The sequence below is a fragment of the Massilia sp. AB1 genome, from assembly GCF_018119385.1.
Taxonomy (GTDB): Bacteria; Pseudomonadota; Gammaproteobacteria; order Burkholderiales; family Burkholderiaceae_D; genus Telluria.
Genome location: NZ_JAGKSG010000014.1, coordinates 77,476 through 97,326, shown reverse-complemented (window position 1 = coordinate 97,326; position 19,851 = coordinate 77,476). Strand labels below are relative to the sequence as shown.

At 65.8% G+C, this 19,851-nt stretch carries 17 protein-coding genes; 9 read left to right on the top strand and 8 right to left on the bottom strand.

Translation table 11 applies throughout. From position 1 onward, the window contains the following. The gene (locus tag J8847_RS10770; RefSeq protein ID WP_211524694.1) at nt 1-2,055 is read left to right on the top strand and encodes a TonB-dependent receptor; all 2,055 of its coding nucleotides are present in this window, start codon (nt 1-3) and stop codon (nt 2,053-2,055) included. Nucleotides 2,056-2,096: 41 nt separating this feature from the next. Further along, nucleotides 2,097-2,843, top strand: a complete 747-nt coding sequence (locus J8847_RS10765) for a 2OG-Fe dioxygenase family protein (RefSeq protein WP_211524693.1) — start codon at nt 2,097-2,099, stop codon at nt 2,841-2,843. Between the two features lie 235 nt (nt 2,844-3,078). On the opposite strand, the gene J8847_RS10760 is transcribed toward J8847_RS10765, so the two are convergent. Then, nucleotides 3,079-4,083, bottom strand: coding sequence for a DUF1800 family protein (locus J8847_RS10760; RefSeq protein ID WP_267876274.1), 1,005 nt, complete (start codon nt 4,081-4,083; stop codon nt 3,079-3,081). 135 nt (nt 4,084-4,218) lie between these two features. Here J8847_RS10760 and J8847_RS10755 point away from each other — a divergent pair, with 135 nt between their 5' ends. Next, nucleotides 4,219-5,352: an efflux RND transporter periplasmic adaptor subunit gene (locus J8847_RS10755; protein ID WP_211524691.1), complete on the top strand. Its 1,134-nt coding sequence runs from the start codon at nt 4,219-4,221 to the stop codon at nt 5,350-5,352. A gap of 13 nt (nt 5,353-5,365) precedes the next feature. After that, nucleotides 5,366-8,482 (top strand): efflux RND transporter permease subunit, encoded by a 3,117-nt coding sequence (locus J8847_RS10750; RefSeq protein WP_211524690.1) that lies wholly within the window; start codon nt 5,366-5,368, stop codon nt 8,480-8,482. Nucleotides 8,483-8,606: 124 nt separating this feature from the next. Here the strand turns inward: J8847_RS10750 and J8847_RS10745 are convergent, their stop codons facing one another. After that, complete coding sequence (locus J8847_RS10745; protein WP_211524689.1) at nt 8,607-9,428, bottom strand: YqjD family protein; 822 nt, start codon at nt 9,426-9,428, stop codon at nt 8,607-8,609. A gap of 477 nt (nt 9,429-9,905) precedes the next feature. On the opposite strand from J8847_RS10745, the gene J8847_RS10740 reads away from it, so the two are divergent. Together J8847_RS10740 and J8847_RS10735 are read left to right on the top strand one after the other, a co-directional pair. After that, entirely contained in the window at nt 9,906-11,087 is a 1,182-nt protein-coding gene (locus tag J8847_RS10740; protein WP_211524688.1) for a DUF2325 domain-containing protein, read from the top strand. Nucleotides 11,088-11,150: 63 nt separating this feature from the next. Next, the gene (locus J8847_RS10735) at nt 11,151-11,756 is read left to right on the top strand and encodes a YdeI family protein (protein ID WP_211524687.1); all 606 of its coding nucleotides are present in this window, start codon (nt 11,151-11,153) and stop codon (nt 11,754-11,756) included. Nucleotides 11,757-11,830: 74 nt separating this feature from the next. Here the strand turns inward: J8847_RS10735 and J8847_RS10730 are convergent, their stop codons facing one another. The 5 genes from J8847_RS10730 to J8847_RS10710 all read right to left on the bottom strand — a co-directional run bounded on the left by J8847_RS10730 (nt 11,831) and on the right by J8847_RS10710 (nt 15,360). Beyond that, nucleotides 11,831-12,778 (bottom strand): PEP-CTERM sorting domain-containing protein, encoded by a 948-nt coding sequence (locus J8847_RS10730; RefSeq protein WP_211524686.1) that lies wholly within the window; start codon nt 12,776-12,778, stop codon nt 11,831-11,833. Between the two features lie 272 nt (nt 12,779-13,050). Beyond that, nucleotides 13,051-13,764, bottom strand: a complete 714-nt coding sequence (gene arsH / locus J8847_RS10725) for an arsenical resistance protein ArsH (protein ID WP_211524685.1) — start codon at nt 13,762-13,764, stop codon at nt 13,051-13,053. Between the two features lie 3 nt (nt 13,765-13,767). Next, a complete protein-coding gene (locus tag J8847_RS10720) occupies nt 13,768-14,490 on the bottom strand; it encodes an MIP/aquaporin family protein (RefSeq protein WP_211524684.1) in 723 nt (240 codons plus the stop codon). A 12-nt stretch (nt 14,491-14,502) separates the two neighbouring features. Further along, the gene (locus J8847_RS10715; protein ID WP_211524683.1) at nt 14,503-14,982 is read right to left on the bottom strand and encodes an arsenate reductase ArsC; all 480 of its coding nucleotides are present in this window, start codon (nt 14,980-14,982) and stop codon (nt 14,503-14,505) included. Nucleotides 14,983-15,015: 33 nt separating this feature from the next. Further along, on the bottom strand, nt 15,016-15,360 hold the full coding sequence (locus J8847_RS10710; RefSeq protein WP_211524682.1) for a helix-turn-helix transcriptional regulator: 345 nt from the start codon (nt 15,358-15,360) through the stop codon (nt 15,016-15,018). A 327-nt stretch (nt 15,361-15,687) separates the two neighbouring features. On the opposite strand from J8847_RS10710, the gene J8847_RS10705 reads away from it, so the two are divergent. Genes J8847_RS10705 through J8847_RS10695 form a run of 3 tightly spaced genes read left to right on the top strand, consistent with a single transcriptional unit; the run spans nt 15,688 to nt 18,716 of the window. Then, nucleotides 15,688-17,094: an FAD-dependent oxidoreductase gene (locus J8847_RS10705; protein ID WP_307727508.1), complete on the top strand. Its 1,407-nt coding sequence runs from the start codon at nt 15,688-15,690 to the stop codon at nt 17,092-17,094. Between the two features lie 52 nt (nt 17,095-17,146). Continuing rightward, nucleotides 17,147-18,361, top strand: a complete 1,215-nt coding sequence (locus tag J8847_RS10700) for an MFS transporter (protein ID WP_211524681.1) — start codon at nt 17,147-17,149, stop codon at nt 18,359-18,361. A 37-nt stretch (nt 18,362-18,398) separates the two neighbouring features. Next, nucleotides 18,399-18,716: a helix-turn-helix transcriptional regulator gene (locus tag J8847_RS10695; protein ID WP_211524680.1), complete on the top strand. Its 318-nt coding sequence runs from the start codon at nt 18,399-18,401 to the stop codon at nt 18,714-18,716. 122 nt (nt 18,717-18,838) lie between these two features. On the opposite strand, the gene arsN2 is transcribed toward J8847_RS10695, so the two are convergent. Next, complete coding sequence (gene arsN2, locus J8847_RS10690) at nt 18,839-19,735, bottom strand: arsenic resistance N-acetyltransferase ArsN2 (protein ID WP_211524679.1); 897 nt, start codon at nt 19,733-19,735, stop codon at nt 18,839-18,841. Between the last annotated feature and the right edge of the window lie 116 nt (nt 19,736-19,851).

Sequence of the window (19,851 nt, the reverse complement as noted above, 5' to 3'; positions counted from 1 at the left end):
ATGCAATTACGTGCTCTACCCTGCGCGCTGGCCGCGCTGTTTGCCCACACCTCCATCCATGCCGATGCTCATGCAGACGATTTCGTGCTCCAGCGCGTGCTGGTCGAAGGCTCGCGCGCCAGCATGCTCGGCATCGCCGACTCGGCCGGCGCCGGCAGCGCGGGCGCCAAGGACCTCGCCAACCGCATCGCCTACCGTCCCGGCGAACTGCTCGAGGTCACGCCCGGCCTGATCGCCAGCCAGCACAGCGGCGAAGGCAAGGCCAACCAGTTCTACCTGCGCGGCTTCAACCTCGACCACGGCACCGACCTGGCCACCTGGGTCGACGGCATGCCGGTCAACCAGCGCAGCCATGCGCACGGCCAGGGCTGGACCGACCTGAACTTCCTGATTCCCGAACTGGTCGGCCGCCTTGACTACCGCAAGGGTCCCTATTCCTCGCGCGAAGGAGACTTTTCGTCGGCCGGCGTGGCTTCGCTCACCTACGCCAACCGCCTGAGCAAGAACCTGGCGACGGCCACCCTGGGCCAGGACGGCTATGCGCGCACGGTGCTGGCCGGCTCGCTGGATGCGACGGGCGGCAGCGTGCTGTTTGCGCTGGAAGGCATGAAGAACGACGGTCCGTGGACGCGCGCCGACGGCTACCGCAAGACCAATGCCGTGCTGCGCTACAGCCGCGGCTACGCCAACAACGGCTGGAGCGTGACCGCGATGAACTACAGCGGCCACTGGAACGCCACCGACCAGATTCCACTGCGCGCGGTGCAGGCCGGCCAGCTCGGGCGCTACGATAATCTCGACAGCACGGATGGCGGCGAGGCGCGCCGCGCCAGCCTGTCCGGGGTATGGCGCCGCACCGATGCCGATTCGGCCTCGAAGCTGAGCGCCTACGTGATCCGCAACCGGCTCGACCTGTATTCGAATTTCACCTACTTCATGAACGACCCGGTCAACGGCGACCAGTTCAGCCAGCCGGACCGCCGCGTGACCTCGGGCCTGGACGGCAGCCACACCTGGCACGTGCACCGCAGCGACAGCTTCTCGTCCGACGTGACGGTGGGCGCCCAGCTGCAGAACGACAACATCCACAACGGCCTGTACGACACCCGCGCGCGCCGGCGCCTGGCGACCACGCGCGAAGACCACATCGTCGAAACCAGCGGCGCCCTCTTCATCGAGAACGCCACCCGCTGGAACGAGGCGCTGCGCACCGTGGCCGGCGTGCGCGCCAGCCGCTACGCTTTTCGCGTCGACAGCGACCGCCCGGAGAACACGGGCAGCGCGCACGACACCCTGCTGACGCCTTCGCTGAATGTCGCCTACGGACCGTGGGCCTCGACCGAACTGTACGCCAACTACGGCCACGGCTTCCACAGCAACGACGCGCGCGGCACCGTCGCGGCGCTCGACCCGAAGACCCTCGACCCGGTCGAGCGCACGCCGGGGCTGGTGCGCTCGCGCGGCCTTGAATTCGGCGTCCGCAGCGCCGCGCTTCCCGCCATGCAGACTTCGTTCTCGGTGTACCGGCTCGACTTCGATTCCGAGCTGACCTATATCGGCGACGCCGGCAATACCGAGGCGGGCGATCCGAGCCGCCGCTACGGGATCGAGTTCTCGAACTACTGGCGCGCGCTCAAGTGGCTGTCGGTCGACTTCGACGCGGCCTATGCGCGCGCCCGCTCGCGCGGCGGCAACCCGGCAGGAGATAGGATTCCGGGCGCGATCGAAGGCGTGGCCCAGCTCAGCCTGACGGTGGACCGCAGCGGCCCGTGGTCGGGCGCGCTGCGCCTGCGCTGGTTCGGCCCGCGTCCGCTGGCCGAGGACGACAGCGTGCGCTCGCAGGCCAGCGTCACGCTGAACGGCCGTCTCGGCTACAAGCTGGCCAAGGACCTGCAGCTCGAACTGGAAGGATTCAACCTCACCAACCGGCGCGATTCGGCCATCGACTACTTCTACGCCTCGCAGCTGAAGGGCGAAGCGGCGCCGGTCGAGGACGTGCATTTCCACCCGATCGAACCGCGCTCCTTCCGCCTGACCCTGGTCAAGAATTGGTGAGGCTCAGACCGGCGGCGTGGAAAAGTGCTACGCTAGCCGGCATGACAACACCGCAAGCACCCTATCTTGATCCGTCGCAGCTGACGGACGCCCTGCGCAGCACCGGTTATGCCCTGCTGCGTCCCCTCGACGTCGCCCGCCTGGCCGGTTGCAGCCTGGACGAGCTCCAGACGCTGGCGCCGAGCTGGGAACGCCTCGAGCTGGACAACTACCTGAAGGACGGCGGCCGCTACCGCCGCCGCCGCCATTCCTGCTTCATCGACGACGGCAGCGCGCTCACGCAGACGCCGCACCGCGCCCACTGGCAGCCGGTGGAGTACAACGCCCTGCATGGCGGCATGCACCGCCTGTTCGAGCCGGTCGAGCCGGACACCGTGGCCAACCCGGCCTGGAAGCGCCTGCTGCGCTCACTGGGCGAAGTCTGCTCCGGCGTACGCGGCCCGCGCCGCTGGTACGTGGAAGCCCACCAGTTCCGCATCGATACCGCCGACGGCATCGGCCGCCCGACGCCGGAAGGCGCGCACCGCGACGGCGTGGACTTCGTGGCGGTGATCCTGATCGGCCGCCACGGCATCAAGGGTGGCGAGACCCGCGTGTTCGAAGCCAACGGCCCGGCGGGCCAGCGCTTCACGATGCTGGAGCCCTGGACCATGCTGCTGCTGGACGATGCGGCCGTGATCCACGAATCGACGCCGATCCAGCCGCTGGGCGAACACGGGCACCGCGATACCCTGGTGCTGACCTGGCGCCAGAACGCCTTCCAGGGCGAAGACGTGCAGGCCGGCTAAGCCAGCGACTCTTCTCTCCGGACTCCAGATAAAAAAACGCCCGCGAAGCCTGGAGGCTTGGCGGGCTGTAATCCAATTTTCGGAGAAAACTGGAGGAGACGGTTTCAATATAGTCCAAATTATTGTGCACTGCAATACCGTAGAACTACGATGCGTCATTGTGGAGAGAAACCTTTCCAAATCGACCATTTTTCTTGGGTTTGCGGCAGTGCGCAATGCGCGCGTCGGCGCTGCGTCAATAACGCAAAAAATCTTCGCTCTTGAGTAATTCCGCAGCTTGCGCGCTGAGCGGCGGCGTGGACATCGCCGCAGCCATCGCGGCTGCCGAGGGTGTCGGCGCTTCCGGCCTTACCGTGACAGGCGCAACCAGGGCGCCAGGCCGATCTACGGAGCGCACCGGCGGCGCCACCGAAGCCTGGCGATGGCGGCGCGGCGGCTCGGCGGCCAGCGGCAGGCGCCCCTGCGCCAGCGCAGCAGCCACCCCGGGCCATGCGGCCATCCCCTGCTCTTCCAGTCCTCGCTGCGCCTGGGCCAGGGGCGCCGCGTTGGCGACTTCCAGGCCGCCGGCGCGCACGGCCGAGGCCAGAAGGCGCAAGGGATCCTTGCGCTTCGCCGCATGCGACGCGGACGCCAGGAACTCGGGGCTCATGAACAGCTCCCGCAAGACGGCTTTCTGCGCGGCGCCGCTTTGCCGCCATGCCGCTTCCATGCGCGTCACCAGCGCCTGCGGCGCGCTGCCGACGAACCAGAGCGCCAGGGCCCGGCACCACGCGGCCGGACGCTCGGCCTCGGAGAAGGGAGCGAACACGCGCGGCCGCAGCGCGTCCGCCATGCGTGCCTGCGCGGCCGGTCCCAGCGCGTCGCCGCCCTTCTGCTGGAGCCAGAAGCCGACCAGCACTTCCTCGAGTTGGCGCCTGCTCGCGATCGCACGCAGCAGGCGTTCCTGCCGGGCCAGGTCATCGGCTTCCTCCGGGCCGGCGGCCACACGCGCACTGGCCAGCTCGTGCACCCGGCGCGCCGTCTCGCCCAGCAAATCGGGCCTGGACGCATCCAGCTGCTCCGCCACATAAGCCTGCAAGCCCATGCCCTGCAAGCGCGCAGCCTCGCCCGGCCGGGGGCCGAAGCTCATCCGATTGAGCACGTGCACGGCCTGCCCCGCCGACAGCGGCGCAGTGGCGAATGCGCGTCCGGCAAGCACCGTGCAAAACAAGGCAAGGGCGGCAGCCAGTATCCGGACCATGGGTTCTCCTCTCGATGAGGATTTATACCCCACCCTGTAAATCTTTGTAAGCGCCCTGCATAGTCCACACGAGTGCGCGCTGCCGTGCAGGCCGCTTTTGCTACACTTGATTGCTTACCTAAAAGTCTACAGACCATGCAAATCAAACGGATTCCACGCGCCGCGCTCCTGGCCGCGGCGGCAGCCTCCCTGTGCGCCCTGATCGCCTTCGCCCTGACCCGCGGCGCCGGCGCCAAGGACGAAGCGGCGCCTTCACCCAAGCCGGCCCTGACCGTCTCCACCGGCCTGCCGTCGAGCGCCAGCCTCCCCCTCAGCCTGACCGCCAACGGCAGCATTGCTTCGTGGCAGGAAGCGGTGATCGGCAGCGAATCGGGCGGGCTGCGCCTGACCGAAGTGCGCGTCAACGTCGGCGACGTCGTCAAGAAGGGCGACGTGCTGGCCGTGTTCTCCAGCGAGACCGTGCGCGCCGACGTCGAGCAGGCGCGCGCCGCCCTGCAGGAAGCGCAGGCCAACGCCGCGGAAGCCACGGCCAACGCCGAGCGCGCCCGCGCCCTGAAAAGCTCCGGCGCGCTGAGCGAGCAGCAGGTTACCCAGCTCCTCACCGCCGAGCGCACCGCGGCGGCGCGCGTGAACGCGGCCAAGGCCACGCTCACCCAGCAGCAGCTGCGCCTCAAGTACACGCAGGTGACGGCGCCGGACAGCGGCGTCATCTCGGCGCGCAACGCCACCGTGGGCGCCGTGGTCGGCATCGGCACGGAACTGTTCCGCATGATCCGCCAGGGCCGCCTCGAATGGCGCGCCGAGGTGACGGCGCCCGACCTGGGCCGCATCAAACCCGGCATGCGGGCCTACGTCCGCGCTGCGAGCGGCGGCGAAGTGACCGGCAAGGTGCGCACCGTCGCGCCTTCGGTGGATCCGCAAAGCCGCATCGCTTTGGTCTATGTCGACCTGCCGCCGGCGCTCTCGAGCAATGCGCCGCTCAAGGCCGGCATGTTCGCCAGCGGCCGCTTCGAACTGGGCGCATCGAACGCGCTCACCGTGCCGCAGCAGGCGATCGCGGTGCGCGACGGCTTCTCCTACGTGTTCCGGCTGAACCGCGACAGCCGCGTGAGCCAGCTGAAGGTCAGCACCGGACGCCGCCTGGGCGACCGGGTCGAGGTCACTGGCGGCCTGGCGGCGGGCACGACTATCGTGGTCAGCGGGGCAGGCTTCCTGAACGACGGCGACCTGGTTCGGAATGTACCCGCGCCGGCGCGTCCGGCGGGTTGAGGGGAAGCGCACGATGAATTTTTCCGCCCTCTCGATCCGCAACCCGATCCCGGCGATCATGCTGTTCGCCCTGCTCACCCTGGCGGGCATCCTCGCCTTCAACGCCAACAAGGTGCAGGACTTCCCGGACATCGAGCTGCCGATCGTGACCGTCAGCGCGGTGCTGGACGGCGCCGCCCCGGCCCAGCTGGAGACCGAGGTCGCGCGCAAGATCGAGGATTCGGTCGCCACCCTGCAAGGGGTCAAGAACATCTATACCCGCGTGCTCGACGGCGTGGCCACCATCACCGTCGAGTTCATCCTGGAGAAGGACTTGTCGGACGCGGTGAACGACGTGCGCGACGCCGTTTCGCGCGTACGCGCCGACCTGCCGGCCGAAATGCGCGACCCGAGCGTGACCAAGGCCGCCACCGCCGGGCGCGTGATCGCCACCTTCACCGTGGCGCGCGCACAAGGCGCGGGCAGCGGCATGGACGACCAGGAACTGAGCTGGTTCGTCGACAACGACGTCTCCAAGCGCCTGCTGAGCGTGCCGGGCCTGGGTGCGGTCAAGCGGGTCGGCGGCGTCGCGCGCGAGGTACGCGTGGAGCTGGACGACGCCCGCATGGCCGCGCTGCGCGTGTCCGCGCTGGACGTGTCGCGCCAGCTGCGCAACGTGCAGCGCGAAGCGCCGGGCGGACGCGGCGACGTCAGCGGCGCCGAGCAGTCGGTGCGCACCATCGCCACCGTCAAGACGGCCCAGGAGCTGGCCGCCATGGAGATTCCCCTGCCCGACGGCCGCCACGTGCGCCTCGACCAGGTGGCCACCGTCAGCGACACCGTGGCCGAGCCGCGCGCCATTGCCGAGCAGGACGGGCGCAAGGTGGTGGCCTTCGAGGTGTTCCGCACCCGCGGCGCGGGCGAGGTCGACGTGGCGGAAGGCGCGCGCGCGGCCGTGGCCCAGCTGCAGAAGGAGCACCCGAACCTGGTGCTGCGCGAAGTGATCGACAACTCCTTCGCCGTGGAAGAGAACTTCGACGCCTCGATGGAGATGCTGTACGAAGGCGCGCTGCTGGCGGTGCTGGTGGTGTGGTGGTTCCTGCGCGACTGGCGCGCGACCCTGATCGCGGCGGCGGCGCTGCCGCTGTCGGTGATCCCGGCCTTCCTTGGCCAGTACCTGTTCGGCTACACCCTCAACATGGTGACCCTGCTCTCGCTGGCGCTGGTGGTCGGGGTGCTGGTGGACGACGCCATCGTCGAGATCGAGAACATCTCGCGCCACCTCCACATGGGCAAGACCCCGATGCAGGCGGCGCTGGAAGCGGCAGACGAAATCGGCATGGCGGTGATCGCGACCACCTTCTCGCTGGTGGCGGTGTTCCTGCCGACCGCCTTCATGGGCGGCATTCCGGGCAAGTTCTTCAAGCAGTTCGGCTGGACCGCGGTGCTGGCGATCCTGGCTTCGCTGCTGGTGGCGCGCCTGCTGACGCCGATGATGTGCGCCTACCTGCTCAAGCCGGCCAAGCCGCACAAGGAAGAGGATGGGCCGATCATGCGCCGCTACATGAGGATCATGAAATGGTGCCTGCGCCACCGCCTCGCGACGGCGATCGGTTCGGCCGTGTTCTTCTTTGGTTCCATCGCGCTGGTGCCGCTGCTGCCGACCGGCTTCGTGCCGCCCGCCGACCGCTCGCAGACCCAGATCAACGTCGAGCTGCCGCCCGGCTCCACCCTGGCCCAGACGCATGCCGTGGCCGAGCAGACGCGCCTGGCGGCGATGCAGGTGCCGGGCGTGAAGAACGTGTTCAGCTCCATCGGCGGCGGCTCCAGCGGCGACGCTTTCGCGCCGGGTGCGGCGGCCGAGGCGCGCCGCGCGGTGCTGACCGTGAACACGGTGTACCGCGACGACCGCAACGAGTCCCTGTCCAGCATCGAGCAAGGCATCCGCGAGCGCGTAGCCGCGATTCCCGGCGCGCGCTTCAACGTCGGCGCGCCGGATACCGGCACCAAGATGCAGCTGGTGCTGCGCAGCGAAGATCCGGAAGCGCTGTCGGTGGCGGCGCGCCAGGCCGAGCGCGAGCTGCGCACCCTGCGCGGCACCGGCAACGTCAGCTCCAGCGCCTCGCTGGTGCGGCCCGAAATCATCGTGCGTCCGGACTTCGCGCGCGCGGCCGACCTGGGCGTGACCGCGGCCGCCATCGGCGAGACGGTGCGCGTGGCCACGGCCGGCGACTACGACCAGGCGCTGGCCAAGATGAACCTGTCCGAGCGCCAGGTGCCGATCCGCGTCAAGCTGCCGGACGCGGTGCGCGCCGACCTGGACGCCATCGGCCGCCTGACGGTGCCCGGGGCACAGGGTCCGGTGCTGCTGTCGAATGTCGCCACCATCACGGTGGAAAGCGGCCCGGCCCAGATCGACCGCCTGAACCGCAGCCGCAACGTGACGCTCGAGGTGGAGCTGTCTGGCCGTTCGCTGGGCGAGGTGAACGCCGAGGCGCGGGCCCTGCCCGTGTTCCAGAAGCTGCCGCCTTCGGTGCAGATCGCCGAGCTGGGCGACGCGCAGGAGATGCAGGCGCTGTTCGCCAGCTTCGGCGTGGCGATGCTGATCGGGGTGCTGTGCATCTATGGCGTGCTGGTGCTGCTGTTCAACGACTTCATGCAGCCTGCGACCATCCTGGCGGCCTTGCCGCTGTCCATTGGCGGGGCCTTCGTCGCCCTGCTCATCACCCGCAACGCGCTGTCGATGCCGACCATGATCGGCCTGATCATGCTGATGGGGATCGTGACCAAGAACTCGATCCTGCTGGTGGACTACGCGATCCTGGCGCGCAAGGCGGGCATGAACCGCTTCGACGCGCTGGTGGATGCCTGCCACAAGCGCAGCCGGCCGATCGTGATGACCACCATCGCCATGGGCGCGGGCATGCTGCCGCTGGCGCTGGGGTTCTCGGGCGACCCGAGCTTCCGCTCGCCGATGGCGATCGCGGTGATGGGGGGATTGATTACCTCGACCTTGCTCAGCTTGCTGGTGGTGCCGGCGGTGTTCACCTACGTGGATGATCTCGAGCATCTGCTCAAGCGCTGGAGGAACAAGCTGCGGCGGCATCCGGCGCCGGCTGTGGTGAAGGCGGGGGAGCATACGCCAGGGTGAACTGTTGGCGCTGCAAGTTTGCCTGCGTAACCGCAACCTTAAAACGTAACCCACAAAAAACGAAGCCCGGCCCAGCATACGCTGGCCGGGCTCCTTCAGATACCGCCTGAAGGCGGCCTACCGATCAATAATCGCGATAGTCGCGATACGAACGGGAATCACGCGAACGGTCGCTCGAACCGCCCAGCAGCTTGGCCAGGATGAAGCCGACGCCGATTGCCGCCAGCATGGCGCTGCCCGGGTTGTTGCGGACGTATTCGCGGCCTTGAGCCGACAGGTCCTGGTACTTGTCGTTCAGCTGCTGCGAGCGCTGGCCCATGCTTTCGCGGGTGCTGCCCAGCATGCTGCTGACGCGATCGACACCGGCGTGCGCGGTGCTGACCAGGCGGTCGACCAGAGGCTGAGCTGCCTGGGCTGCCTTGTCGATACCCTGGTGCATCTTGTCCGGAGACATCGACGCCATGGCGCCTTTGATGCCGCCCTGCTGCTGCTGCTGGCTCATGTCCGACTGGCTGCTGCCGGTGCTGCCGCCACCCATGCTGCCGCTGCTGCCGGTGCTGGTGCCCAGGCTGCTGCCGGTGGTGCTGCCCATGTTGGTGCTGCTTGCGCTGCTGCCCATCGAGCCGCTGCTGCCGGTGGAGCTGCTGCTGCCCATCGAGCCGCTGCTGCCGGCTGCGCTGCTGCCCAGCGAGCTGCCGCTCGAACCCGAGCTGGCGTTGCTGGTGCCGCCTACGGCGCCGGTGCTGGAGCTGGTGGCACCGCTGGAGCTGCTCGGCGAGGCGTTGGCGCTGCCGAGGCTGCCGCCCGACGCACCGCTGCCAAGGCTCGAGCCCGATGCACCGCTGCTCTTGCCGAGATTGGAATCCTGGCTTTTACCGATGCTCGAACCTGCGCCCTCGCGGCTTGCGTCGCTGCCTTTTCCCTCGGTTGACTTCTGATTATCCATGATGTATCCCTCGTAAAATTAGACCAACGCGGAGTAGACCGATACTCGACTATCACCACATTCTTCCTCGATTTCGCCCGCAACAAAACGAGGCGACGAGAATGGCCTGCGCTACATCAATCACTCTTGATGGGTAATGCTCTAGGTCAAGCATGTCGGTGTCTGTACCTAAAGCGAACTCAACAATTGTGAAGGCAGGCAGCCACCCCGTCCTCGCTGTCGGGCGCACGCCCCGTGGCGTCCGACACGAGCGCAGTATCGGACCACTGCGTCGCGATACAAAAAATACAACGTACAACATGTCCGGACCGTGCGCTGCCTAACAGAGCTCTACCATCCGCTGCGAACTTGCCGCGATTGGACTCCAAATGCGCCCTGCATGGCCTGCTTTCCTGTCCAGATAACTCTTGCATCCATTTCCGCTTTCGCTAAAATATAAATGAGAATCATTATCAGTTGGACGTGGAGCGAGGAAGAATGTGCGATAAGGAAGCATTGCATGAAAGCGGTTTGTCGAGCGCGCCGCAGGGTTCGCGCCGCCGGCGCGTCTGGGAACTCAGCCACACTTGCCACTGTCCGCTGATCGGCGTGGGCCTTCCGCTGGGCGTGCTGCGCAAGTTGGTAGAGAAAGTGACTGGCGGCCAGCTGATGCATGACGATTACGAAGTCCACGTCGGCGCCGTCGGCGACTGCCTGCTGCGCACGCCGGTCGCCGAAGCCGTGCAGAAAGAGCTCGAGCGCCGCTACGCCGTCTGCGTCCAGCGTTTCCGCGCGGCCAGGACCACGGCCGAGGTCGGGGCCATGTGGAACGCGGCCGTGGCCGCGGGCGACGTGGCGGGGGCCTTCTGGGCCGGCCTGAGCCATCCGCGCTGCAGCGCCGAGCTCGAAGAAAAGATGTGCCGCGACATCCACATGGTGCAGCACCAGGCCGGCGCCTGCGCCCGGGCGGACATCAACCAGTTCAATACGCTGGCGACCGGCCATGCCCGCCTCGAACGCGAGCTGTCCAGGCTGCAGCAGCGTTGCCAGGCCCTGGCGCAGGACAAGGCCGAGCAGGCCGAGCGGCACGAGCAGCTCCTCATGCAGGCCCGTGCGGTCGCCATCGGCAAGGACACCGAGATCCACGCCCTGCGCACTCAGCTCGCCCAACTGGAAGCTGCCGTCCCGGAGCTGGAGAGCCGCAAGCGCCTGGCGAACCGCGTGGCCCAGCTGGAAGCGCGCGAACAGGCGCTGCGCGCCCAGCTGGCCGAGCTGAAGGCCGCGCGCCCTGCTCCTCCACCGGTAAAAGAGGAAGCGGCGCCGGCCACCGTCCCTGCTCCCGTCGAGGCGCCGGTACGGCTGGTCAACCGCAGCGTGCTGTGCGTGGGCGGCCGCAACGGCGCCGTGCCGGGCTACCGCAGCCTGGTCGAGCGCGCCGGCGGCCAGTTCGCCCATCACGACGGCGGGCTGGAAGACAGCAGCAGCCAGCTCGACGCCAGCCTGGCGGCGGCGGACCTGGTGATCTGCCAGACCGGCTGCATCAGCCACGCCGCCTACTGGCGCGTGAAGGACCATTGCAAGCGCACGGGCAAGCGCTGCGTCTTCATCGACAATCCGAGCGTGTCCAGCCTGGCGCGCGGCCTGAACGAGGCGGGAAGCGCACTGGCCGTACAGTCCTGACACGCGGCAGATGGACAATTCTGATGCTATTGAGCAAAATCGGTATCAAAACCGGAGACCACCATGCCTACCCTCGACCCGCGTATCGACGCCTACATCGCCAACTCGGCCGAATTCGCCCAGCCCATCCTGACCCACCTGCGCCAGGTGGTGCACGAGGCTTGTCCCGAGGTCGAAGAGACCATCAAGTGGAGCATGCCCTTCTTCCTCTACCAGGGCATGCTGTGCAACATGGCCTCGTTCAAGGCCCATTGCGCCTTCGGCTTCTGGAAAGGCGAGCTCTTGATCGCCCAGGAAGACGACAAGGGACGCGAGGCCATGGGCCAGTTCGGCCGCATCGCCTCGCTCAAGGATTTGCCGCCGAAGAAGACGCTGGCCGGCTACGTCAAGAAGGCGATGGCGCTGAACGTGGAAGGCGTCAAGGCCCCGGCCCGCGCCAAGCCGAAGGTGGTGCGCGACGTCGTGGCGCCGGAGTATTTCCTCGCGGCGCTCGAAGACAAGCCGGGCGCGAGCGGGCACTTCCAGGCGTTCTCGCCCAGCGCCAAGCGCGAGTATGTGGAGTGGCTGCTCGACGCCAAGACCGAGGCCACCCGCCTGCGCCGCCTCGAGCAGGCAGTCGAATGGATCGCTGAAGGCAAGAAGCGCAACTGGAAATACATGAATTGCTGAACGACATACTGGACGCAATGAAGAAGGGCCGCCTGGCTGGCGGCCCTTCTTCATTGCCGGCTTTCGGCGGCGTATCAGCTTGCCTTGCGGCGGCGCATGCTCAACAAGGCCAGTCCGGACATGAATACGAATACCGAAGCAGGTTCAGGCACCACACCCGGAACGGGAATACTCTCCAACATGCTGAAGTCGTTGAACGCGAGGTTCAGTGTGTGCGAAGAGTCTGCGGTCAATCCGCAGCAAACACTGGCATCCAGGAAAGCTCCTACAAAGAATTCGTCGCCGGGATTGACAAGATGCCCGACCGTCAGCGATACCGTGCCGGTGTCAAACAAGCTGTCGCTTCCATGGGCGAATACCTGTGGGGCGCCCGAGCAGAACCTCGACGGGTTGTTCATCAGAGGGCAAAAGGTCGGCGAGTACGCCAGGCTGTTCTGGCCTGGATCGAACACATACGCATTCGCGTCGAAAATACTCAGTCTAAAACCGCTGTGGCCCAGGCTTCCTTGCTGTCCATTGGACGAAAACTGACTGTCGAGCACGCCGGTCACTGTCAACTGGAAGGGGGTCTGGCCCGTATACCGGTAACCCTGGACAGCCCAGACATTCGCGTCGGCGATGCCCGCGCCCGCGCCGGTATAGACGACGCCTGGTTGACCTGGACTGACCGCCTTGCCCGCCAAGGCCGAAAAGTTCGCAACATAGGCGCCGTTGCTGCTCGCGTAGGCATGCAAGCTCGGTAGATAACTATCGAAGTTCGCTTCCCCCCATGCCTTGGCCACGCCGCGCACGTCGGATGCGGAAGAGGCGCCGCTGATTGGGGTAGTGGTATTGCTGCCGACGGTTTCATAACCGGAGGCCGTGGAAGACTTCCATATGCATTTGCCATCGCTTGTCATGGCGCAGTCGAGCGTACCGGTCGCTGCGCCAACCCCGACTGTGCTTGGGATCGGTGCCGCCAAGGCGCTCATCGATGCGAGCGCCAGTATCGTCCCAAGAATCTTTTGCCCTAGTTTTCGCATATGCCCTCACCTGGATTCACAAGGTCGTGGATGTTTGCCTGCATGTTGACCAAGTATAATGCTAAAAAACCACTAGTTACAAAATAATTAAGTCCGGAGCACTTCCGTCATCACCTACAGGCGCTGAAATGGTTCGCCGAATGCAAGCCGCGCAACTGGAAAACCATGAACTGCTGAGCCAGTACAGGATTGCCGCCGCGATGCAGCGTCGGCGTTACGAGGAGCTTTGCCGCAAACCGCTATCGCCCCGGAACAGGATCTCGGACAGCGTCCTATAACTTTTCGATTTGCCGGTCGATCGCCTTACGGGCACGCTCGTTTCGCTCGCTATAGCGGTCCGTCAGGTAGCCGGCGCGACCACGCATCAGCAAGGTGATCTTGTAAAGCTCCTCCATCACGTCGACGACGCGGTCATAGTATGCGGAGGGCCGCATGCGGCCGGCTTCGTCGAATTCCTTGTACGCCATCGGTACCGATGACTGGTTCGGGATGGTGAACATGCGCATCCAGCGGCCCAGCAGGCGCAGGGTGTTCACCACATTGAAGGACTGGGAGCCGCCGCAGACCTGCATTACCGCCAGTGTGCGTCCCTGGCTTGGCCGGATAGCGCCCATTTCCAAGGGAATCCAGTCGATCTGGTTCTTCATGACCGCCGTGATTGCGCCATGGCGCTCGGGGCTGCACCATACCTGCCCTTCCGACCACAGACACAGTTCCCGCAGTTCAAGCACCTTCGGATGCGTTTCGGGCACGCTGCCGACCATCGGCAGCTCCATCGGATCGAATATCTTTACCTCGGCGCCGAAATGCTCCAGGATGCGCGCCGCCTCGTGGGTCAGGAAACGGCTGAAGGAGCGTTCGCGCAGCGAGCCATACAGCATCAGGATACGCGGCGGATGCGACAGGTCGCCCACCGGCATGAGCTTGTCGACGCTGGGGACGTCGAGCAACTCGGGCTTGACGTTAGGGAGGTCGGAAATCGTCATGGGTTAATGGTCCAGGTGTTGAGCGGCGAAGTCACCCGGTGCGACCGTGCCGCCAACGGTGGCATTGGCGGGCGGCGCCGGGTATAGCCAGGTGAAGAGCAAGGTCGCGGCCACGGCGCCGGCAAGCTGCGCCAGGATGAACCCGGGCGCATCGGCCGGGCGAATGCCGGCAAAGGTGTCGCTGGCGGCGCGCGCCAGCGTGACGGCCGGATTGGCGAAGGACGTCGACGCCGTGAACCAGTAAGCAGCGGTGATATAGGCGGCCACTGCAAACGGGGTCATTCCCGGCCGGCTTCTGGAGCAGCCGATGATCACACCGATCAGTCCAAACGTCGCGACAAACTCGCTCCACCATTGCGCGCCCCCGGTGCGCACGTGTTCGGACGCCAGGTAAAGCGGTTCGCCGAACATGGCGTGGGCTGCCGCCACGCCCGCAAATGCGCCGCCGATCTGCACCGCCAGGTAAGGAAGGATGTCGGACCTCGCGATGTTCTTCTGCCACGCTTCGGAGAGTGTAACCACCGGATTGAAATGGGCGCCCGAAATCGTACCGAACATCAGGATCAGCGCCACCAGGCCGGCCCCGGTGGCAATCGTGTTGGCCAGCAGCGCAATGGCGATATTGCCGCCCGCGAGGCCTTCGGCCATGATGCCCGAGCCGACCACTACCGCCAGCAGCATGGCCGTGCCCACGCCTTCCGCAACCAGACGTCGTGCGAGGGTCATACGCATCTCTCCTTAGCCCTGCATCGTGCCGATGCGGTCCAGCTCCGTCTTCAGGCGGACCCGGTCGCCCTTCAGTTCGTCCAGCGCCAGGGCGAGGAAGGCCTCGATGCGTGCACGCAAGATCCGGTACGCCTGCTCGAATGCGGCATTGATCTCGTCCTCGCTGCCGGCGACATGGCTCGGGTCTTCCACGCCCCAGTGCGTGCGCAGGACCGGGCCGAGATAAGCCGGGCAGGTTTCGCCGGCCGCGCTGGCGCAGACGGTGACGACGATGTCCGGCGTCGCCGGCAAATCGTCCCAGGACTTGCTGTAGTAGCCCTCGGTCGAGATTCCTTTGCTGGCCAGCAGGGCGAGCGCCTTGTCGTTCAGTTTGCCGGTCGGCTGGCTGCCTGCGCTGATGGCATGCCAGCCCGCAGGCGCCAGATGATTGAAGACGGCCTCGCTGATGAGCGAGCGGCAGGAATTGCCAGTGCAGAGAAACAGGACGTTCACAGGTAGACCTTCATTGGAAGAGACAGTGGAAAATCAGGCGGCGACGTCCGACGGCCCGCCGCCGCAGTGCGCCATGCTGGCCGGCGTACAAGGGTTGCCGCCACAACAGTTCTCGGTCAAGAAACCAAGTAAGCCGTTCATCGTGGCGAAGTTCGCCGAATAAATGATGAAACGCCCGTCCTGGCGGGGAATGACCAGCTGGGCGTGGGTGAGTTCCTTGAGGTGAAACGAGAGCGAGGAAGGCGGCAGGCCAAGCGCTTCTGCGATCTTGCTCGCCGGCAGACCGTCAGGCCCCGCCTGGACGAGCAGCCGGAAAGTCGCCAGGCGCGATTCCTGGGCCAGAGCAGCCAGTGCCGCGATTGCCGGTTTGGTATCCATCGTTCAGCCCTTTATTTTATATTTCCAGTATAGTGGAATCAAAAAGCGCAAGCAAGGACGAGGCTGGCGCAGCAAAGGCATCGTGACTCCGCCTGGACTAGATCATTACGACACTTCGAAATATATCGAAACTTCTTGACCGCTTCATGACAGGCGATTATTCTTCATTCGTCGAATGACGAAATAGTCCGAAAATCTTCAAGTTGAACGGAGTGATGTCCGGGATAGGGCTTGAGTTCCACAAACATATTCGTAATTCGACGAATGTAGTTTTACTTCCGGGCCGCGCGGGCTTGCGCCAAACCAGAACACATAAGGAGAGGAAAAATGATGATCGAGACCAAAGAACAGCTTCCAGTCGCCGTGCTGGGTGGAGGACCGGTAGGCCTCGCCGCCGCAGCGCATTTGATCGAGCGTGGGCTGAGGCCCTTGCTCCTCGAGGCCGGCACCACGGTCGGCGCCAACATGGCTTCATACCGTCATGTGCGCCTTTTCTCGCCATGGCAATACAACGTCGACAAGGCGGCGCGGCGCCTGCTGCAGCGCCATGGCTGGGCGGCGCCGGATGACGATGGCCTGCCGACCGCCGGCGAATTGCTGGACCAGTACCTGGCCCCATTGGCAGCGCTACCCGGCATTGCAGCAAACCTCTATCTCGGCCACCGCGTCACTGCAATCACACGCGCTGGTTTCGACAAGGTCAAGACCAAGGGCCGCGACGCTGCGCCCTTCCTCATCCGGGCTGAAACCGCGGACGGCGTACGCCAGTACCTGGCCAGCGCCGTGATCGACGCCACCGGCACGTGGTCGCATCAGAATCCCCTGGGCGCCGACGGCATTGCGGCATTGGGCGAAACGGCGCTGGCAGAACGGATCGACTATGGCATGCCCGACGTACTGGGCGCCGCACGCGAACTTTACGCTGGCCGGCGAGTCATGGTCGTGGGCGCCGGACACTCGGCCGCCGGCGCCTTGCTCGCGCTTGCCCAGCTGGCCCGGGAACACCCAGGCACGAGCATCGTATGGGTCACCCGTGGCACCCAGCTGGCCCGCGTGTTCGGCGGCGGCGAAGCCGATGGCCTGAAGGCGCGCGGCCAGCTGGGAATGCGCCTGCGGGCCTTGCGCGATTCGGGTGGACTGGAAATGCACCAGAACTTCCGGATCGAGCAGCTGGCCGAGCATGGCGGAAAAATCCGCGTGACCGGAGAGTCCGTCGACGGCATCGCGCCGACGGTCGACGGCATCGACCGCATCATCTGCGCGGCCGGTGCGCGGCCCGACCTCGGCATCACCCGCGAACTGCGCGTGCGTCACGACCCATGGCTCGAAAGCACCGACGCGCTCGCCCCGCTGATCGATCCGAACGAGCATAGCTGCGGGACGGTCCGCCCACATGGACACCGCGAACTGGCGCACCCGGAATCCGCTTACTACGCCGTTGGCGCCAAGAGTTACGGCCGTGCTCCCAACTTCCTGATGGCGACCGGCTACGAGCAGGTGCGCTCGGTCGTCGCGGCCCTGGCCGGGGACAGGGCGGCGGCCGACGACGTACAGCTCGACCTGCCGGAGACGGGTGTCTGCAATACGCGGCTGGCCTACGAGAGCACGGCCGAACCGGCAGGCTCCTGCTGCGATGTCCCGGCCGCGGTGGCCGCTTCCTGCTGCGTCCCGGCGCCATCGCCACGAGGCGCCTGCGGCTGCAGCAAGCCTGCCGAAACCAGCTGCTGCGCCTGAGCGCTCGATCCTGCCGCCGGCGTGCGCCGGCGGCGCCGTCCCGGAGTTCCCCATGCATCAGCCATCCAGAACCATCGGCATTCTTGCCCTTACCCAGATCGTTTCCTGGGGATCGCTGTACTACGCCTTCACCATCATGGCGCCCGGTATGCAGCGCGATCTGGGCCTCGCGCCCGAACTCGTCTTCGGCGCGTTTTCCTGGAGCCTGCTGGTCGCCGGGCTGGCGGCCACGCCGGCCGGCGTGCTGCTCGACCGCTACGGTGGCCGCTGCATCATGGCCGCCGGCTCCTTGCTCTGCGCGATCGGACTCGTGTGGCTCAGTCGTTCCAGCGACGCCATCTCCTTCTATCTCGCATGGACACTGATCGGCATCGCGATGGCGCTCACCTTGTACGAAGCCGCTTTCGCCACGATCAACCGCAAGCACGGATTCGATACACGGCGGGCGATCTCGACACTGACGCTGTTCGGCGGCTTTGCCAGCACCCTGTTCTGGCCCCTCACCGCCAGGCTCGATGCGATGTTCGGCTGGCGCGACACCTATCTGTGGTATGGCGTCGCGCAGCTCGCCGTGTGCATGCCCCTGCATCTCTGTCTCAGCGCCGATCCCAAGCCGCAAGGGCAGCATGGCTTCGCCAGCAAGCGCCGCAGCCACACGCTGGCCGAGGCGCTGCGCCATCCGGTCTTCTGGACCCTGGCTTTGGCGTTTTCGGCCAACACCTTCATCTTCTCCGCCATGGCGGTCCATCTGATCCCCCTGCTCGAGCGCATGGGGCAGACGGCCTCAATGGCAGTCCTCCTGGCCGCGCTGATCGGTCCGATGCAGGTGGCCGGGCGTATCGCCGAGATGGTGTTCGCACGCAACACGCCACCGCAGACGGTTGGCGTGCTCACCTTCTCGATGCTGCCCGCGGCCCTGCTCATCCTCGTACTGGCCGGCTCGCAGGCGTGGATGGTGGCCATGTTCTGCATGCTTTACGGCGCGAGCAACGGCATCCTGACGATCGTGCGCGGTTCGATTCCACAGGCCCTGTTCGGTCGCGAAAACTATGGCGCCATCGCGGGCGCCATGGCAGGTCCTTCGCTGCTATCGAAAGCCGCGGGGCCGCTTGTCGCCGCAACGCTGTTGCGCCATGACAGCGCCCCTGGCGTGCTGTTGTCCATATTGCTGGCGATGTCCCTTGTTTCGCTTGCCCTCTTCCTGCGGGCAGTCGCTGCTGAAAGCCGGCCTCGCTCCGTCAAATCCTTTGACAAAGGTGCCGCCTGAGCTCTATTCTGCGTTCGCCAAACAACGAATGAATCCAATGTCAACGTCCTGCTGCCCCCCGACCGCGCCTCGCTCACGCACCACGGAAATCGATGCCGATGACCTGGCGCGCATGTGCAAGGCGCTTGCGCATCCCGCACGCATCCAGTTGCTCCGCCACCTGATCGATTTCGGCGAGTGCTACTTCGGAAGCCTTGCCGACGTGCTGCCGCTGGCGCCGTCGACGATCTCGAAACACGTCTCGATTCTGAAAGACGCTGGTCTCATCGAAGGCTCGTCCGACGTGCAGCGGGTCTGCTACTGCGTGAACCCGGAGCGGCTCCAGCAGTTCAAACTGGTGATCGCCGACCTGTAGACACACCGATGCAAGTCTAACCTGGCCTTTATCTGCCGACGTTCAGCTGCCAATATCCCACGTCGAACGTGATCGCCGTGGCCAGCACGTAGTGGTTATAGATGGCGCAGATAGCGGCGGCGTCAGGTGACATTCAAGTCGCAGAGAGATAACGCCATGAGGCGGGCGCTGGCGGGGCACAGACTGGTGAACTCGCTTGTCTGTCGTATCGCCGGCGGGGCGTCGTCGCGCTCGACTGGCTTGAACCCGAAGCGGGCAAAGAATTGTTCGGCGGTTTGGGTCAGTAGAAAAACAGTCTCGATGCCTGCCTGCCGCGCATCGAGCAGAACATGCCGAAGCAGATCGGTTCCGTGGCTGCGTCCCTGCTCCGCCTCCGCGACGACAAAGGAACGCAGCAACGCATAGGCGCCGTGCGGCTCAAAGCCACCGGCCGCGAAGATGCCCCTCGACCCCGTCCCGACCGTGAAGTGCGCGATGTGCTCAGCCGCGCCTTCCACGGGCAGGTGTCCTGCACGCAGCAAGGCTTCAATTGCCGGCCAGTCGGCGCGGTCGGCGCGCCGGTACGTGGCGTCCCGCGCTCCTACTGAACATTTCCCCGCACAGCGGTCTGCGCGCAGGCTCCCCAGCACTTTCGCCAGCAGGGGCGCCAACCGGTCTTCTTCGTCCGCCGTCAGGCCGCCGAGCAAGGCCTTGGCGTGCATGTCGAGCCGGCCGTCGAGCGCCAGCGCGCGCCCCTTCCCTGCCGGGGTCAGCCGTATTTGAACCCGTCGCCTATCGGCCGGGTCCGGCGTCCGCGTGACCAGCCCTTCCTCAGCCAGGCGATCCAATCCCCGGCTGATCCAGCCTTTGTCGAGCATCAGCCGGGCGGCCAGCTCTTGTTGGGTACACGGCTCGGCACGCAGCAATTCAGTAAGGATGTGGCACTGGACGGTCGACGCCGTGTCGCCGCAATTGGCGGTACGGCGCTGTGAACGCACGTACTCGCGGACCAGGTCTCGCAATAATGTCGGGGTATTCATCACGCCAATCCGTTGTCATTGACAACCATATTGGCGAACCGAGGCGTTTTTGTCAATCCGTCAAGCAGTCCATGAGGCGGGGCCGTTCTTGAAGGCGATGGGATGAGTTCATCTGC